This is a genomic window from Thiohalorhabdus sp. (assembly GCF_036628635.1).
Lineage (GTDB): Bacteria > Pseudomonadota > Gammaproteobacteria > Thiohalorhabdales > Thiohalorhabdaceae > Thiohalorhabdus.
The window spans coordinates 1-14,731 of record NZ_JAZKRM010000052.1; the positions used below are offsets into that span (position 1 = coordinate 1).

Genomic DNA, 14,731 nt, shown 5'->3' on the forward strand with positions numbered 1-14,731 from the left:
GGCGAGATCCTGCCCATCCTGCAGATGACCGAGCTGTTCGGCATGAGCCGGGTGCATGACGCCGATGCCAGCTATCTGGTGGTCATGGAGATGGGTATGCAGCGCGCCGGGATTCTGGTGGACCGCATCGTCGGCAAGGAAGAGGCGGTCATGAAGTCGATGGATGCCCTAAAGGGCATCTACGAGCCCGAATACTTCGCCGGTGCCAGCGTCCGGGGCGACGGCCGGATTTCCCTGGTGGTGGATGTTGCCCGGTTGTTCTCCAAGGTGGCCACCATGCGAGGCCATACCAAGGCCCGGGAGGTCGCCGAAGAGGAGCAGGTGGAGCGCCTGCCTTATCTGCTCCTGGACGGTGGCACTGACGAGGTGTATGCCTTGCCCCGCGAGGCGGTGCACCATATCGAGCTGGTTAGTGTGGGCGAGGTGCAGTGGATGAATGGCCACGAGTACCTTAAGCGCGAGAACCGGGCATTGCCCGTGGTGCGCCTTGCCACTATTAGCGGGGAGGCCTTCAAGCACCCGGGCAACGAGGCCTATGTGGTGTTTGTGGACGACGGCTCGGGCAACTGGGCTGAAGGCATCCTTACCAACCATCTCCACGGCATTCAGTACCTGCAGGAGACCCGGCAAGGGGCCAGACAGGCCAGCGGCGTGGCCGGGGCCGCGCTTTGGGAGAACCGGGTGGTAGGGATCCTTGACCGCGAGGCTATTGACGGGGCCACGACCAAGCGGGTTGCCGATGATTTGGCCGCCGGGGCCTGAGTTTATGGGCTAGGGCAGGGGCGTTAAGAGGGCACGGTATTGGGACATCGACTCGTGCTCTAAGCGCTCCGCACAATCTTCGCTAACGCAATCGGTAGGTGTACCGGTTCCTTTGGGGATAGCGGATCGATGAAAGTACTGTTGGTGGACGATTCCCGCGCCATGCGAATGGTGCTTAAGACGTCCTTGCGGAAGGCCGGCTTTTCCCACTTGGAGGTGGTGGAGGCGGAGAACGGCCAGGATGCCGAGGAGAAGCTCGGCAATTTCGAGCCGGATGTGATCCTATCGGACTGGAATATGCCGGTAATGGACGGTCTGCAGTTTTTGCGCGCTTTCCGGACCCGGGATCAGCTTACGCCGTTCGTGTTCATCACCACCGAGCAGACCCAGAGCAAGCGCCGCGAGGCTGTAGAGGCCGGCGCCAACAAAGTGGTGGGCAAGCCCTTCACCCCCGAGAAGCTTGCCCGCGAGCTTAGCGAATTCCTGGAGTAGCCTTGCGGTGCCGAAATGCGTCCGCCGCACCGCCGCCGGCGGGCCGGATTAAGGACAACAGGTAGGGCACCGTCCCACAGGGGTCGGGGCCCTATTTTTTTAACGTATCCAATGTAGATGGGGTCTGCAATCTGGTCCCAAAACGAGCCGCCAGCTCCATGAGCAGCAACGACCTCAGCCCGTACTACTTTGAGCTTCTGGCTAAATTCCTGCGAAAGGAATCGGGCATTATTCTGAAGCCGGAAAAGAGCTATTCCCTGCGCTCCAAGCTTCAGCCCCTGGCCCGCGAGTGGGGCTATGAGGGGCTCAACGATCTGGTAACTCATATCTACCGGGAGCGCCACAATCCGGAGGTAGTGGATGCCATTCTTAATGCGCTAACCATCAAGGAAACCAGCTTTTTCCGGGACAACAAACCTTTCGATGTCCTCCGCAGCCGTTTGTTGCCCGAGCTGGCGGAGAAGCGGGGAAGCAAAGAGCTCAAAATATGGAGCTCGGCCTGCTCCACCGGCCAAGAGACCGTGAGCCTGGCCATCCTGCTGCGCGAGGTGCTGCCTACCGACCGGGCCAATCGGAGTCTGGTGTTCGGGACCGATGTCAGTGCCGAGGCCATTGACCGGGCCAAACGTGCCGTTTTTTCCGAGCTGGAAATGCGACGTGGGGCTACCGATGAGGTGCGCCGCCGATTCTTCGAGCCGGTAGAGGAGGGCTATCGCCCCACCAAGGAGGTCTTGAACATGATCCGTTTCCGGGAGATGAACCTCCTCGATCCCGATTTCCCGATTTCCCGCTTCGACGTGGTGCTATGCCGCAATGTCCTGATCTATTTTGATAATGATGGGAAGCGTCGAGTGCTGCACAATATCCATCGCCGCATGGCCGATGACGGCTACCTGTTCACCGGTGCCGGGGAAGACGCCCAGCGCATGGATGGCCGCTTCCAGAGGGAACGAGTCGATGGGGTACAGTGCTTTCGCAAGGGGAGTTGACCGCCGTTGGGCCCGGCTGCCGACGGCAGCCGCCGTCCTGGCGCTGGGCGGTTGCGCAGGTCTCACCGGCCCCGCTCAGGACCAATCCGGGCCCGATCGGGTTCAGGAGCTGGAACAACGGGTGGCGGAGCTGAGCGACGCCCTGAGCAAGCAGGACGCCCGCCTGAGGGAGCTCGAGGCCGAAGAACGGGAGAAGGCCGAAGGGGGTCGGGGCCTTCGCCAGCGGATGGACCAGCTGCAACAGCGCATCAAGCAACTGCAAGGCAGTACCGAGGTTAACGGCCACGAGCTAGATCGGCTCTCGAAACAGCTCCAGAAGATCCACGACGGTCTCAGCCAGAGGCTTGGCCGACTGGAGCGGGATGTGGGCCGGTTGGAGGAGGAGAGCTTGAGCCGCTCTACTGCCACCTCGCCATCCTCCGGGGGCACGCAGGGGGCGACCGAGCAGGCTGAAGCCAACCAACAGGCTGAAGCCAACCAACAGGCGGATTCGCCGGAACGCTCTGAGGACTACCGGCGGTATCAGGCGGCGTTCGACAAGCTAAAGGACGGCCAGTACGAACCGGCCATCGAGTCCTTCCGCCAATTCTTGAGTGAATTTCCGGATAGTCAGTACGTCGCCAATGCCCACTACTGGCTGGGCGAGGCCCACTACGTCCAGCAGGATTACGAGCGGGCTATGGAGCCTTTTCAGAAGGTTCAAGAGCAGTTTCCGGACAGCAACAAGGTCCCGGATGCCCTGCTCAAGGAAGGTTTCGCCTTCTACCAGCTACAGGACTACCGGATGGCCCGAAAGACCTTGCTAGAGGTCATGGAGCGATTCCCCGATCACCGCGTGGCGGATCTAGCCCGTGACCGCATGGAACAGATCCGTCAGGAGCAGCGCTAGGGTTTCGAGTCATTCGCCGGGTGATCCGCCTTCTTCCAAGGACAGGCGAAGATGGGTGGCCTCCCGCTCGATGCGGTCGGGATGGTCGCTGTTGTAGGAAACCAGGCGCCTTAAGTGGGCGGCGCTGGCCAGGTCCATGGCCTCGAAGTGGATGGCCAGTCCGGCGGCGTCCCGCCTTACGACCCGCGCCTCGGTGGTGATTACCTGACCGGGATCGTCGCTTAGAGGGATTCGGACCTCGCAGGTATTTACCGGGTCAAAAGACGGCCCTACTGCTACCAGCACGCCGTTCAGGCTGATGTCCAAGATCGAGCCGGAGGTAGTCCCCTGGTCGGTAGCGATGGTGGCCTCATGCTGCCACTTTACCCGGGAATGCTGGCGCCGGTCGTGTTCTTCTTCCATGCCTGCTCCGCGCCGGGCGGGATTTTAAATCACTGTAACAGAGCTGGCACGGGGTTAGGGCAACCGCTGGGGCCCAGCCCTAGGGGATGTCAATCCCGGGATAGCCGATCCAGGTAGGGGCGAGCCCAATGTACACGAAAGCTATCGGCTCCCCCCTCGAGGGCAAAGGCCTACTGAGCGGTCTTTTCCGAAGCACCGCCCCGAGGGTCAACCCGGTATGCCTATCGGGGGGCTAAGGGGGGGCGGGAGCGCCCCGTCCAGGGCAGAAGCTGCGCTCATGGCCATGGACCCATTGGACCGGGTGGCTCGGCTCATCCGCTCCCCGGCTACCTTGACGGAGCGGCTATACGGATGGTCCTAAGGGCGGGCCATACCTTCCGCCTCCCGGATACCCACGGTGGTCACCGAGTTCCATCTGGCGGCTCCCTCCGGCTAGATCCGTGCCACCAATGGGATAGGCATACCCCGGGCGCGGGGTTAGAATACCGGTCGCTCACGGAGCTACTGCTGCTCGGACCGGTCCGTACCGACCAGAAAGAACCGCCACGGCCATGAGTGAGGATGGCAACAATCCGGGTGCTGTCCCTACCCCTTCCGGAGTCGAGCGCCGGGAGCATTTCCGGATCAATACGGAAATCCGGCTCAGCATCCTTGCCCAGGACGCGGGGACAAGGCGGCCTTGGGCTTTTGCCGAAAACGAAAACATCTCCTCCCTTATCGGGCCCCGGGATGACGAGCTGGCGGGGGCCTATCAGCGCCTGCGCGGCCAGCGCCGCCGCCAAACCAATCTTAGTGCCGGGGGGATGCGTGCCGGGTTCCCTGGGGGGGATTCCACCCGGACCGCGCCCAACGTCACTCGGGGGGACCAAGTTAGCGTCCTGCTCGAGCTGAGCCTCCCCGAGGAGAAGGGGTTTACGCTGGTTCACACCCCAGCGCGGGTGGTGTGGGTGGATCAGACCCTGAAGTGGCAGTATGTGGGTTGCCAGTTCGGCAGTATTCCCACCGGAATCGAACGCCTCTTTTCCCAGTTTGTCATGGAAGTGGAGCGGCGACGCTTGCGTCCCACCTGAAGAGGAAAATGTTCAGTTTTAAGTGTTAAGTTTTGAGTAACGGCGAAAAGCGCGGGGCCGACAGCCCGCTGTCGCTAGAGCGCTCGCCTATCCTTTATCCAATCAAAAACTTAAAACTGGGTTTCTCCCATGCCTTTGCTGCGTCTCAGCACCAATCAGCAATTAGCCACCACCGAGGGCCGGGCGGATTTCCTTCGACGGGCCTCCGGGTGGGTTGCCGACCACCTGGATAAGCCGGAGCGCTACTGCATGGTGACCCTGGAAACCGGGGTTAGCCTGCTGTTCGCCGGCTCCGACGAGCCCGCCGCGTTCGCCGAGCTTGCCAGCCTGGGCCTGCCCAGGGACGACACCGGGCGATTGTCGGTGGCCCTGTGCGACCTCATCAACGAAGGGCTGGGTGTGGCTCCGGAGCGGATCTATATTCACTTCCGCGACGTCGAGCGCCCCATGTGGGGGACCAACCGAACCACCTTCGGCTAGCCGGTCATCCCCTGCGCGAATCAGCGCTCCTCCGCGAACAGTGCCTCGATCTCGTCGGCGTATCGCTGGGCCACCACCCGGCGCTTTACCTTGAGGGTGGGGGTGAGCTCGCCTTCCTCCTGGCCCAACGGCTCCGCCAGCAGGTTGAAGCGGCGTACCTGTTCCCAGGCGGGTAGATCGGCGAGCGCCTGATTCACCGTCTCCCGTACCAGGCGTTGGGCTTCCGTGTCGGTGGGATTGGCCGGGCGGTCCGGCGAATGGCCCAGGTGCCGCCATAGGTCCTCCCAATCGGGGACAATGAGGGCGCCAAGGTAAGGCTGACGGTCGCCGAAAATGACGGCCTGCTGGATAAGGGGCTGGGCCGTCAGACGCAGCTCCAGGCGCTGCGGCGGGATGTTCTTGCCGCCGCTGGTGACCAGGATCTCCTTGAGGCGGTCGGTGATCTGCAAATAGCCGGCCCCGTCCCACTCGCCGACGTCTCCCGTGCGAAGCCAGTCGCCCTCGAAAACTGTGGCGTTCTCCTCTTCCCGGTTCCAGTAACCCCGCATGACATTGGGTCCCCGCACCTGGATCTCGCCGTCGCTTGCCAATTGGACCTCGACGTTGGGCAGGGGTGGGCCCACGGTCCCGATACGGACCGCGCCCATCCGGTTGCAGGCCACCACCGGTGCCGTCTCGGTCTGGCCGTAACCTTCCAGGATGGGCAAGCCCACGTCACGGAAGAACCGGGCTACCTCCGGCGCCAGCGCCGCTCCGCCGCTAACCAACAGGCGGATACGGCCTCCCAAGCGCTGGCGAAAGCGTCGGCCCAGAAGCCAGCGGGCTATACGGGAGCGTACCGGCGGCACCTTGCCGCCATCGCCTGTGGCCCATTGCAACAGCCGGTCTGTGGTCCGGCTCCGGGTCCGCTGGGTCTGGGCCCGGTCGTGGAACATCTGGTAAAGGCGAGGCACCGCCACCAGGATGGTGGGGCGAGTTCGCAGGAGATCGGTGGGAACGGCTTGAGGTCCACGAGCGTAAGCTACCTCGCAGCCGGTCAAGTAGGGCAAAAGATGGCCGGCGGTCCGCTCGAAGATATGGGCCAGTGGCAGGAAGGACAGGAAACGGTCGCCGGTCCGGATGGCCAGAACCTCCAGAATGCCTTCCAGATTGGCTAGCAGATTGCCATGGGTGAGCTCCACCCCCTTGGGCCAGCCGGTGGTCCCGGACGTATAGACCAGGGTGGCCAGGTTCGCCCGCCCTACCTCCGAGCCGGCGTGGGCCACGGCCTCAGAGCCAATATGCGGCGCACCGGCTAGGAAGTGCTCCCAGGACTGTAGTGGCGGCTCTAGCCTTACATCGCCGGCCTCCGCCACCGCCACCGGCGGCGCGTAGGGGGCCTCGCGGAAGGCGGCTGTCATCTCCGTTGCGGCCTTGGTGCCCTGAACGCAGACCAGGGCAGGCGCGGCGTCCTCCAGGATGTAGCGCAGCTCACTTCGCTGCTGGCCCTGATACAGGGGGACCACTACTGCGCCCAGGCTCAAGGCCGCCAGATCGATAGAGGCCCACCAAGGACCGTTAGGCCCCATGAGGCCTAGGCGGTCGCCGCGGTCCACTCCGAAGGCGAGCAGGGCCCGCGCCACCCTGTCCACATCGTCGGCAAAGGCCTGGGTGCTCATGGGGCGGAAGTCGCGCCCCTCGGGTTCCAGGCAAGCGGTGGCGCCGGGGTCGGCGCCTAGACGGTCCCGGAAGGCCGCTCCCAGGCTGGAAGCCTGGCGAATGCGGGTGATGGCCTGACCTGTGGTCGCCGTCCTAGGCTCGCTGGGGGGCATGGGCAACTTCCCTCATTCGCCCGCGCGGATCAGGCCGCCCAGGCCCTCGTCCAACAGCGCCGTCTCCATCCGGCTCCGCGTGGTCCGTGCGCATTCGTCGGACCAGGCAAGGTCGGCGAGCTCCCGCGTCCGGGCGGTCGTGAACGAGCGCAGAACCCATTTGATGCGCAGCAAGGCGCCGGCGCTCATGGACAGCTCGTCCACACCCATGCCCGTTAGGAGGAGGCCGCCCACGGGATCCGCGGCCATTTCGCCGCAAACGGACACCGGCCGGCCCTCGCCGTGGGCCTCGTCCACCACCCTGTGGATGGCGTGGGTGACGGCCGGGTGGAGGCTGTCGAAAAGCTTGGCCACGCGGGCGTTATTGCGGTCGACGGCAAGAAGGTACTGGGTCAGGTCGTTGGTACCGATGGATAGGAAGTTGACCCGACGGGCGAGGGCGGCCGTCTGGAATACTGCTGAGGGCACTTCGATCATGGCTCCCACGGGGAGCTCGGGGGCGTCCTCGCCGTCGGCGAGGAGCTCCCCGCGTGCCCGCTCGATCAAGGTGAGGGCCTGGTCCAGCTCCTCCACGGTGGTGACCATGGGCAGCAGAATACGGACATTGCCGTAAGCGGCGGCCCGGTAGATGGCCCGCAGCTGCGTCAAAAAGATCTCCGGGTGGTCTAGGGCTAGCCGCAGCCCTCGCCAGCCCAGGAAGGGGTTGTCCTCCTTGATGGGCAGGTAGGGAAGGAGCTTGTCACCGCCGATATCCAGGGTGCGGATGGTGACCGGGCGGTCACCGAAGGCCTCGAACACCTGCCGGTAGATACGAACCTGCTCCGCTTCGCTGGGAAAACGGTCCCTGGTCAAAAAGGGCAGCTCCGTGCGATACAGGCCGATGCCTTCGGCGCCGCTGCGCAGGGCCGGATCGATGTCGGCGAGAAGACCGGTATTGGCGTAAAGTGTTATGGACCGGCCGTCCTTGGTGACGTTGGGCTCATCCCGCAGTTCGGTAAGGCGCTCGGTGAGGGCCGCCTCCTCGGCTTCCAGGCGGCGATATTCCTCCAGGATCCGGTCCGAGGGCTCCACATAGACCCGGCCGCTGTAACCGTCCACCACCACCGACTTGCCGTCGATCAGGCCCACTGGCAGGTCCTCCACGCCCATCACCGCCGGCACCCCGAAGGCGTGGGCCAGGATGGCCACGTGGCTTCCGGCGGACCCCGTGGCGCTGATTACGCCCTGGAGCCGGCCCTCGGGCACCGAGGCCATGTTCAGAGGCGAGATTTCCTCCCCTACCAGCACTGTTTTCTCCGGGAACTCACTCTCCCCGGCGGCGTTGGCCTGCTGCAGGTGGGCCAGCAGCCGCCTGCCCAGATCCCGCATGTCGGCCGCCCGCTCCCGCAGATAGGGGTCGTCCATGTTTTCGAAGGCGGTAATGTATTCCCGGACGACGTCGCGCACGGCCGTCTGAACCCAGGCGCCGTCATCGATGGCCGCCGCCACCCGGCGCTGGAAGCCCTTGTCACGGACGATGTGCAGGTAGGCATGGAAGAGGTCGGCGTCTTCCTCATCGATGCGTTCGGTGAGGCTGGACCCCAGCTCGGCGAGCTCCTGGTCGGCGGCTGCCAGAGCGTGATGGAACGCCTGCTTGTCGCCCTCGGGATCATCGGTGCGGCGATCGGCCACAGAGGATAGGTCGGCGGGAGGGTAGACGGCCCAGGCGGTCCCCAGGGTGACCCCCTGGGCGCCTCCCAGCCCCGGGAGGAAAGCGTCGCGTATGCCCCCGGGAACGGCGGCACCGCTAAGCTCCGGTTCGCCATGGTGCGGGGGTACGAGGCGTTCCAGGATCTGGGCATGGGCTATGGCCCCGCCCAGCTGGGCGGCGGCGGTAAACAGCAGTGAGGCGTGCTGCTCGTCGAAGGGAGCCGATTCCGGCCCCTGCACGGCAATGACCCCCAGCACCTGGCCCCGGTGCAGGATGGGCACCCCCAAAAACGCGGGGAAGCGCTCCTCGCCGGTCTCGGGGAAATAGCGGAACCAGGGATGGTCCTGAGCGGAGTCGAGGTTGACCGGTTCCTCCTCGCGGGCCACCAGGCCCACCAAGCCTTCGCCCGGGCCAAGTTGCACCCGATCCACTGACTCCGGGTTGAGGCCGTCGGTGGCGCGCAGGACCCAGCCGCCCTCCACCTCGGGGTCGGGAAGATAGATGCTGCAGACCTCACCCTCCATGGCCTGTCGGAGGCCGGTCACCAACGATCGCAGGGCGGTCTGCAGGTCGGGGGCCTTGGCGGCCTGCTCAGTCAGGCGGTGGAGGGTCTTGAGGACGTTACCCGCTTGCACCGTGGTCTCCCTGGGCCGTCCCCTCCCCCCAGCGGGCGACAAGCTGGTGGGGGACCGCCAGATGGTCAAGGATACGCGCCACCACGAAGTCCACCAGATCCAGGACGCTTTCGGGGTGATGATAGAAACCGGGATTAGCCGGCAGCACGGTCACCCCCATGTGCGCCAGCCGCTGGAGGTTGTCCAGGTGGATGACCGACAGCGGCGTCTCCCGGGGAACGAGAACGAGCTGGCGGCGCTCTTTCAGGATGACATCAGCGGCGCGCTCGATGAGGTTGTCGCTGCCGCCCGAGGCAATGGCCCCTACCGTTCCCGAAGTGCAAGGGCAGATCACCATTGCCTGGGGGGCATTGGAACCGGAGGCCACCGGTGCCGTCCATTGCTCCCGGCCGTAGACCCTCAGCTTGCCGTTTCCCGCGTAGCGCTCCAAGAGCGCTTGGCGCATGGCCTCGGGCTGCGCCGGTAGCTCCAGGTCAGTCTCCTGGGCCAGCACCACCTGGGCCGCCTTGGAGACGATTAGCTCCACCGAGATCCCAGCGGCCAGCAACTCCTCCAGCAGCCGCAGCCCGTAAAGGGACCCGGAAGCCCCGGTCCAGGCCAGGGCGATACGGTCGATCTCGTGGCCCGTGGCAGGACTCAAGCCAGTGCCCCCCAGAATGGCCGGCGGAGGCGGGCTTCCCCTAAAACCGCGCTGCCGTTGGATCTAGACACTGAAATACTTGGCCTCGGGATGATGGCAGACGATGGCGGAGGTGGACTCCTCCGGGTGCATCTGTTGTTCGTCGGCCATGACGATGCCCAGGCGCTCGCCACCCAGGATGTCCAGCAAGGGCCGCTGGTCCTCGAGGTTGGGGCAAGCGGGGTAGCCGAAGGAGTAGCGGGAGCCGCGGTAGCCTTGTTTCAGCAGCGCCATCGGGTCCCGGGCGTCTTCGCTGGAGAAGCCCAGCTCCGCCCGAATCTGCTTGTGCACCCACTCGGCCAAGGCCTCGGTGGTCTCCACGTTGAGGCCGTGCAGGTAGAGGTAATCCGTGTAGCGGTCCTCGTTGAACCACTGCCGGGCCACATCGGAGGCGTTCTGACCCACTGTGACCGCCTGGAGGGCAACCACATCCATCTCCCCCGAGTCTTTAGCCCGAAAGAAGTCGGCGATGCACAGATGCTTCTTGCCGTCCTGACGCGGGAACCCGAAGCGGTGCAGCTCCTCGTGACCTTCCGGGTCCTTGTAAAGGATAACCTCATTGCCCTCGCTCTGGGCCGGAAAGTAGCCGTAGATGGCCTGGGGCTGCTGGATGTTCTCGGCCTCCACTTCCCGGAGCATGCGGTTAAGGACGGGATCGACTTCCTGCTTGGCCCACTCCCAGTACTCCTCTTTCTTCTTTCCCCCCTTCTTGTAGCCCCACTGGAACTGGTAAAGCATGGTCTTGTTGATGTAGGGCACCAGCGACCGGACGGGTATGTTCTCCAGCATGCGGGTGCCCCAGAAGGGGGGCGTGGGCACGAGGTTATCGGTGGCGACGTCGGACCGGATGACTTCTTCACTCATGGTCGTTTCCTATGGCTTCCCTGCAACAAGGGGGATAGCACCCTTGCCTCAAGGGTAAAGAATACTTAGGTCGGGGAGGTTTTGGCAAAGGCGTGGGTGACCGGCAAAAGGCGCAGTATGGAAGTCGGGAATGGCCGCAAAAAGGGGGCCGCCAGCGGCGGCCCGGGAAGACGCGGAGACGGAGGCCGCCTATTCGGCCTCCTCGGGCTCTTCCTGCGCGTTGCCCGTGTGCTTGTCCATCAGCTGCAGCCCGGCAAAGGCATCCTTGGCGTATTCCACCACGCCCTCGCCGTAAGCCTGTGAGCAATCCTCCTCGACGAAGCTTCGGGTGAGGGCCGCACCCCCCAGAACCACGGGGGTGGTGATGCCGCGCTCGCGCATCTCATCGAGGTTGTCCTTCATGATCACCGTGGACTTCACCAGCAGACCGGACATGCCGATGACGTCGGCACTATTCTCATCGGCGGCCTCGATGATCGACTCGCAGGGCTGCTTGATGCCCAGGTTGACCACACTGTAACCGTTGTTGGTGAGAATGATGTCCACCAGGTTCTTGCCGATGTCGTGGACGTCGCCCTTCACCGTGGCCAGCACCAGAGTACCCTTTACCTCATCCTCCTCCTTCTCCATGAAGTTCTCGAGGTGGGCCACTGCGGCCTTCATAGTCTCGGCGGCTTGGAGAACGAACGGCAGCTGCATGTCCCCGGCGCCGAACAGGTCGCCCACCACCTTCATGCCGCCCAGGAGGTGCTTGTTGATGATCTCGATGGGCTCGTACTGCTCCATGGCCTTGTCGAGGTCTTCCTCGATGCCGTCGCGGTCGCCGTCAATGATGCGCTCCTTGAGCACCTCCTCGATGGTTTCGGGACGCTGGCGCGCCGGAGCGCCGCCGCCCGCTTCCTTGTCCTTGAACAGCTCGATGAACTTGTGGAGCGGGTCGTAGCCCTGCTCGCGGCGGTCGAATAGGAGGTCTTCGGCGACCTTGTACTCCTCGTCCTCGATCTTGTGCTTGGGCAGGATCGCCGAGGCGTGCATGATCGCCGCGGTCAGGCCGCGATCCATGGCGTGATGAAGCATCACCGAGTTCAGCACCTGGCGCGCCGCCGGCTTAAGGCCGAAGGAGATGTTGGACAGGCCCAACACGATCTGGACCTCGGGCATCTCCGCAGCGATGCGCTCGATGGCGTCCAGGGTGTTGATGGCGTGCTCGCGGTCCTCCTCGTTACCGGTGCAGACGGTGAAGGTAAGTGGGTCGAACATGAGATCGTGGGCGGGCAGACCGTGCTGGTTCACCGCGAAGTCGTACAGACGCTGGGCCACCTCAAGCTTGCGGTCGGCCTCCTTGGCCATGCCGTCCTCATCGATGGTGAGCGCGATGACGCCGGCGCCGTATTTCTTGCAGTAGCCCAGTATCTCTGCGGCCTTCTCCTCGCCGTCCTCGAAGTTGATCGAGTTGATCAGTGGCTTGCCGCCGTAGAGCTTGAGGGCGGCGTCGATGACCGGGGTTTCGGTGGAGTCGATCACCAGTGGAATGGTGATGTCGCCCCGGAAGCGGGAGATAACCTCCGTCATGTCGCGGACCTCATCCCGGCCCACGTAGGCCGTACACGCGTCGAGGGCGTGAGAGCCTTCCTTGACCTGATCCTTGGCCACCCGGGTGATGGCGTTCCAGTCCTCCTCATTGAGGAGCTCCCGGAACTTCTTGGAGCCGTTGGCGTTGGTGCGCTCGCCGATGGCCAGGACGGTGTTCTCCTGACGATAAGGGACCTGGTTGTAGAGCGAGGCCATGCCCGGTTCGAGCTTGACGTCGCTGCGGTCCTTGGGGGCCACGAAGCCGACCTTTTCTCGCAGCGCCTTGAGGTGCTCCGGGGTGGTGCCGCAGCAGCCGCCGATGAGATTGACGCCGTCCTCTTCGACGAAGCGGGAGACCCAATCAGCCATCTCTTCCGGCTGAAGGGGATAGGTAGTTTTGCCCTCGACCAGCATGGGCAGGCCCGCGTTGGGCAGCACGGAAAAGGGCCGGGGCCAGTTCTCGCCCAGCCATTTGACGTGCTCGGACATCTCCGCCGGTCCGGTGGCGCAATTCATGCCCATCATGTCCACGTCCATGGCATCCAGGATGGTGGCGGCGGCCTGGATTTCGGTGCCCACCAGCATAGTGCCCACGGTCTCGATGGTGACCTGGGAGATGATGGGCAGGTCAGTGCCGGCCTCGCGCTGGGCAACGCGGATGCCATTGATGGCGGCCTTGATCTGCAGCGGGTCCTGGGAGGTCTCGGTGAGGAATACGTCGACGTTGCCGTCGATCAGACCCCGAGCCTGCTCGGCGTAGGAGTCCTCGAGGGTGTCGTAATCGGTGTGATTAAGGCTGGGCAGCTTGGTGCCCGGGCCCATGCAGCCGATCACGAACCGTGGCCAGTCAACGGTTTCGAACTCGGCTGCCACCTCGCGGGCTTGCTCCGCGGCGATACGGTTGAGCTCGCGGGTGCGCTCGGTAAGGTCGAACTCGGCCAGGACCAACTTGTTGGAACCGAAGGTATTGGTTTCCACCGCATCCGAGCCGGCCTCGAAGAACGAACGGTGGATGTCCTTGACCACGTCCGGCCGGGAGTCGCTAAGGATCTCCGAGCAGTTCTCCAGACCCAGGAAATCCTTGTCGATTTCCAGGTCGTATTCCATCAGCGCGGTGCCCATCCCGCCGTCCAGGATCAGCACCCGATCTTTCAGTCGGTCCATGAAGCGGCTCATGGTTGGCTCCTCTCATGATCAGTGAGGTGTGAGGAGTAAGGCGTGAGGAGACAGCAGGCGCGGCGAGCGAGGTGGTGTTTCGCCTCACCCCTCACGTCGCCCTTCTCACAGCCCCAGGTTCTGCCAGATGCGGTTGGTCGCCTCGGCCTTGTTCATGGTATAGAAATGGATGCCGGGTACGCCTTGCGCCAGCAGATCCTCCGCCTGGCGGGTCGCGATATCGATACCCAGCTCCTTCTGTGACTCGGTGTCGTCGCCGTAATACTCCATGCGCTTGCGGATCCAGGCGGGGATGTCCGCGCCGCACATCTGGGAGAAGCGGTCGATTTGCTTGAAGTTGGTGATGGGCATCAAACCCACCTTGATGGGGATGTCAACGCCCATCTTTTGGACGTCGTCAACGAACTTGTAGTAGGACAGGTTGGTGAAGAAGTACTGGGTGGTGGCGATGTCAGCACCGGCCTTCACCTTGCGGACGAAGTTCTCCATGTCCGTCCAGGGGTCGGGGGCCTCGGGGTGGTACTCGGGGTACGCGCCCACGACCACCTCGAAATCGGGGAAGTGTTCCTTGGTGTACGCGACGAGCTCGTTGGCGTAGCGGAAGCCACCCTCCTTGAAGGCTTCCTCGTCCTCGGGGATGTCCCCCCGGAGGGCGATAACTCGCTTGATACCCGCCGCCTGGTACCGCTCGAGGATCTCGTGGATGTCCTCCTTGCGCGAGCCGATGCAGGACAGATGGGGGGTGGCGTCGATACCGGCCTCCCTCTGGATCCAGTCCACGGTCTGGAAGGTGCGCTCCCGGGTAGAGCCGCCGGCGCCGAAGGTCACCGAGCAATAGGCCGGGTTGAGCGGCTTGAGCTCCTGGACCGCCTCCTGAAGGCGCTTCTCGCCCTCGTCGTTCTTAGGCGGGAAGAACTCGAAGGAAAATTCGAAATTTTCCCGGTGGAATCCCATGTCGCTGTCCTCGTTTAACGTGTATGGGCCGTGGACCGGATCGGTCCGTCGGTGGTTGTCCCCATTCGTGGGGCGCCCGGTACGAGGCGTTCCACGAATGGGGATAGACCCCATTCGGGGGAGCTAATCCTCCCCTCAGCCCGACCCCTAACCGGTGGTTGCCGGCTAGGGGGTTGGCGCTACCAGTCTAGAACGGTGCGACTTAATAGCGGTGCCCGCTGGCGCGGTGCCGCTGCAAGTCTAGAACGGCGCAACTTAGTAGCGGT

General features: G+C 63.9%; 11 protein-coding genes and 1 pseudogene. 6 read left to right on the plus strand and 6 right to left on the minus strand.

Translation table 11 applies throughout. The annotated features are described in order from the left end of the window. The 4 genes from V5A19_RS12120 to ybgF all read left to right on the plus strand — a co-directional run. Positions 1 to 762 (plus strand): chemotaxis protein CheW (locus V5A19_RS12120; RefSeq protein ID WP_332327837.1); only part of this gene is annotated, 762 nt, incomplete at its 5' end. A 129-nt stretch (positions 763 to 891) separates the two neighbouring features. Further along, entirely contained in the window at positions 892 to 1,254 is a 363-nt protein-coding gene (locus tag V5A19_RS12125) for a response regulator (protein ID WP_332319124.1), read from the plus strand. 158 nt (positions 1,255 to 1,412) lie between these two features. After that, entirely contained in the window at positions 1,413 to 2,243 is an 831-nt protein-coding gene (locus V5A19_RS12130) for a CheR family methyltransferase (RefSeq protein ID WP_332319125.1), read from the plus strand. Then, positions 2,212 to 3,132, plus strand: a complete 921-nt coding sequence (gene ybgF / locus V5A19_RS12135) for a tol-pal system protein YbgF (RefSeq protein WP_332319126.1) — start codon at positions 2,212 to 2,214, stop codon at positions 3,130 to 3,132. The genes V5A19_RS12130 and ybgF overlap by 32 nt, the downstream gene beginning before the upstream one ends. 9 nt (positions 3,133 to 3,141) lie before the next feature. On the opposite strand, the gene V5A19_RS12140 is transcribed toward ybgF, so the two are convergent. Further along, positions 3,142 to 3,534, minus strand: coding sequence for a PilZ domain-containing protein (locus tag V5A19_RS12140; RefSeq protein ID WP_332319127.1), 393 nt, complete (start codon positions 3,532 to 3,534; stop codon positions 3,142 to 3,144). A gap of 551 nt (positions 3,535 to 4,085) precedes the next feature. Here V5A19_RS12140 and V5A19_RS12145 point away from each other — a divergent pair. Further along, positions 4,086 to 4,604: a PilZ domain-containing protein gene (locus V5A19_RS12145; protein WP_332319128.1), complete on the plus strand. Its 519-nt coding sequence runs from the start codon at positions 4,086 to 4,088 to the stop codon at positions 4,602 to 4,604. Between the two features lie 129 nt (positions 4,605 to 4,733). Beyond that, the gene (locus V5A19_RS12150; protein WP_332319129.1) at positions 4,734 to 5,084 is read left to right on the plus strand and encodes a phenylpyruvate tautomerase MIF-related protein; all 351 of its coding nucleotides are present in this window, start codon (positions 4,734 to 4,736) and stop codon (positions 5,082 to 5,084) included. A gap of 20 nt (positions 5,085 to 5,104) precedes the next feature. Here V5A19_RS12150 and V5A19_RS12155 read toward each other — a convergent pair whose 3' ends face one another. The 5 genes and pseudogenes from V5A19_RS12155 to metF form a co-directional block, all read right to left on the minus strand. Next, the gene (locus V5A19_RS12155) at positions 5,105 to 6,895 is read right to left on the minus strand and encodes an AMP-dependent synthetase/ligase (protein ID WP_332319130.1); all 1,791 of its coding nucleotides are present in this window, start codon (positions 6,893 to 6,895) and stop codon (positions 5,105 to 5,107) included. 12 nt (positions 6,896 to 6,907) lie between these two features. Beyond that, entirely contained in the window at positions 6,908 to 9,220 is a 2,313-nt protein-coding gene (gene ptsP / locus V5A19_RS12160) for a phosphoenolpyruvate--protein phosphotransferase (protein WP_332319131.1), read from the minus strand. Next, a complete protein-coding gene (locus V5A19_RS12165) occupies positions 9,207 to 9,860 on the minus strand; it encodes a flavin prenyltransferase UbiX (protein WP_332319132.1) in 654 nt (217 codons plus the stop codon). Before V5A19_RS12165 ends, ptsP begins: the two co-directional genes overlap by 14 nt. A gap of 63 nt (positions 9,861 to 9,923) precedes the next feature. After that, positions 9,924 to 13,511, minus strand: a pseudogene (gene metH / locus V5A19_RS12175) (methionine synthase). A gap of 105 nt (positions 13,512 to 13,616) precedes the next feature. Then, positions 13,617 to 14,465 carry a methylenetetrahydrofolate reductase [NAD(P)H] gene (metF, locus tag V5A19_RS12180; RefSeq protein ID WP_332319135.1) on the minus strand — a complete coding sequence of 283 codons (849 nt, stop codon included), beginning with the start codon at positions 14,463 to 14,465 and terminating at the stop codon, positions 13,617 to 13,619. Positions 14,466 to 14,731: the final 266 nt, after the last annotated feature.

What these genes read in the sequence shown, in the direction of transcription:
- V5A19_RS12145 (WP_332319128.1), top strand. Translation starts at nt 4,086, where the DNA reads ATGAGTGAGGATGGCAACAATCCGGGTGCTGTCCCTACCCCTTCCGGA.
- V5A19_RS12155 (WP_332319130.1), bottom strand. Translation starts at nt 6,895, where the DNA reads ATGCCCCCCAGCGAGCCTAGGACGGCGACCACAGGTCAGGCCATCACC.
- V5A19_RS12125 (WP_332319124.1), top strand. Translation starts at nt 892, where the DNA reads ATGAAAGTACTGTTGGTGGACGATTCCCGCGCCATGCGAATGGTGCTT.
- V5A19_RS12130 (WP_332319125.1), top strand. Translation starts at nt 1,413, where the DNA reads ATGAGCAGCAACGACCTCAGCCCGTACTACTTTGAGCTTCTGGCTAAA.
- V5A19_RS12150 (WP_332319129.1), top strand. Translation starts at nt 4,734, where the DNA reads ATGCCTTTGCTGCGTCTCAGCACCAATCAGCAATTAGCCACCACCGAG.
- V5A19_RS12140 (WP_332319127.1), bottom strand. Translation starts at nt 3,534, where the DNA reads ATGGAAGAAGAACACGACCGGCGCCAGCATTCCCGGGTAAAGTGGCAG.
- metF (WP_332319135.1), bottom strand. Translation starts at nt 14,465, where the DNA reads ATGGGATTCCACCGGGAAAATTTCGAATTTTCCTTCGAGTTCTTCCCG.
- ybgF (WP_332319126.1), top strand. Translation starts at nt 2,212, where the DNA reads ATGGGGTACAGTGCTTTCGCAAGGGGAGTTGACCGCCGTTGGGCCCGG.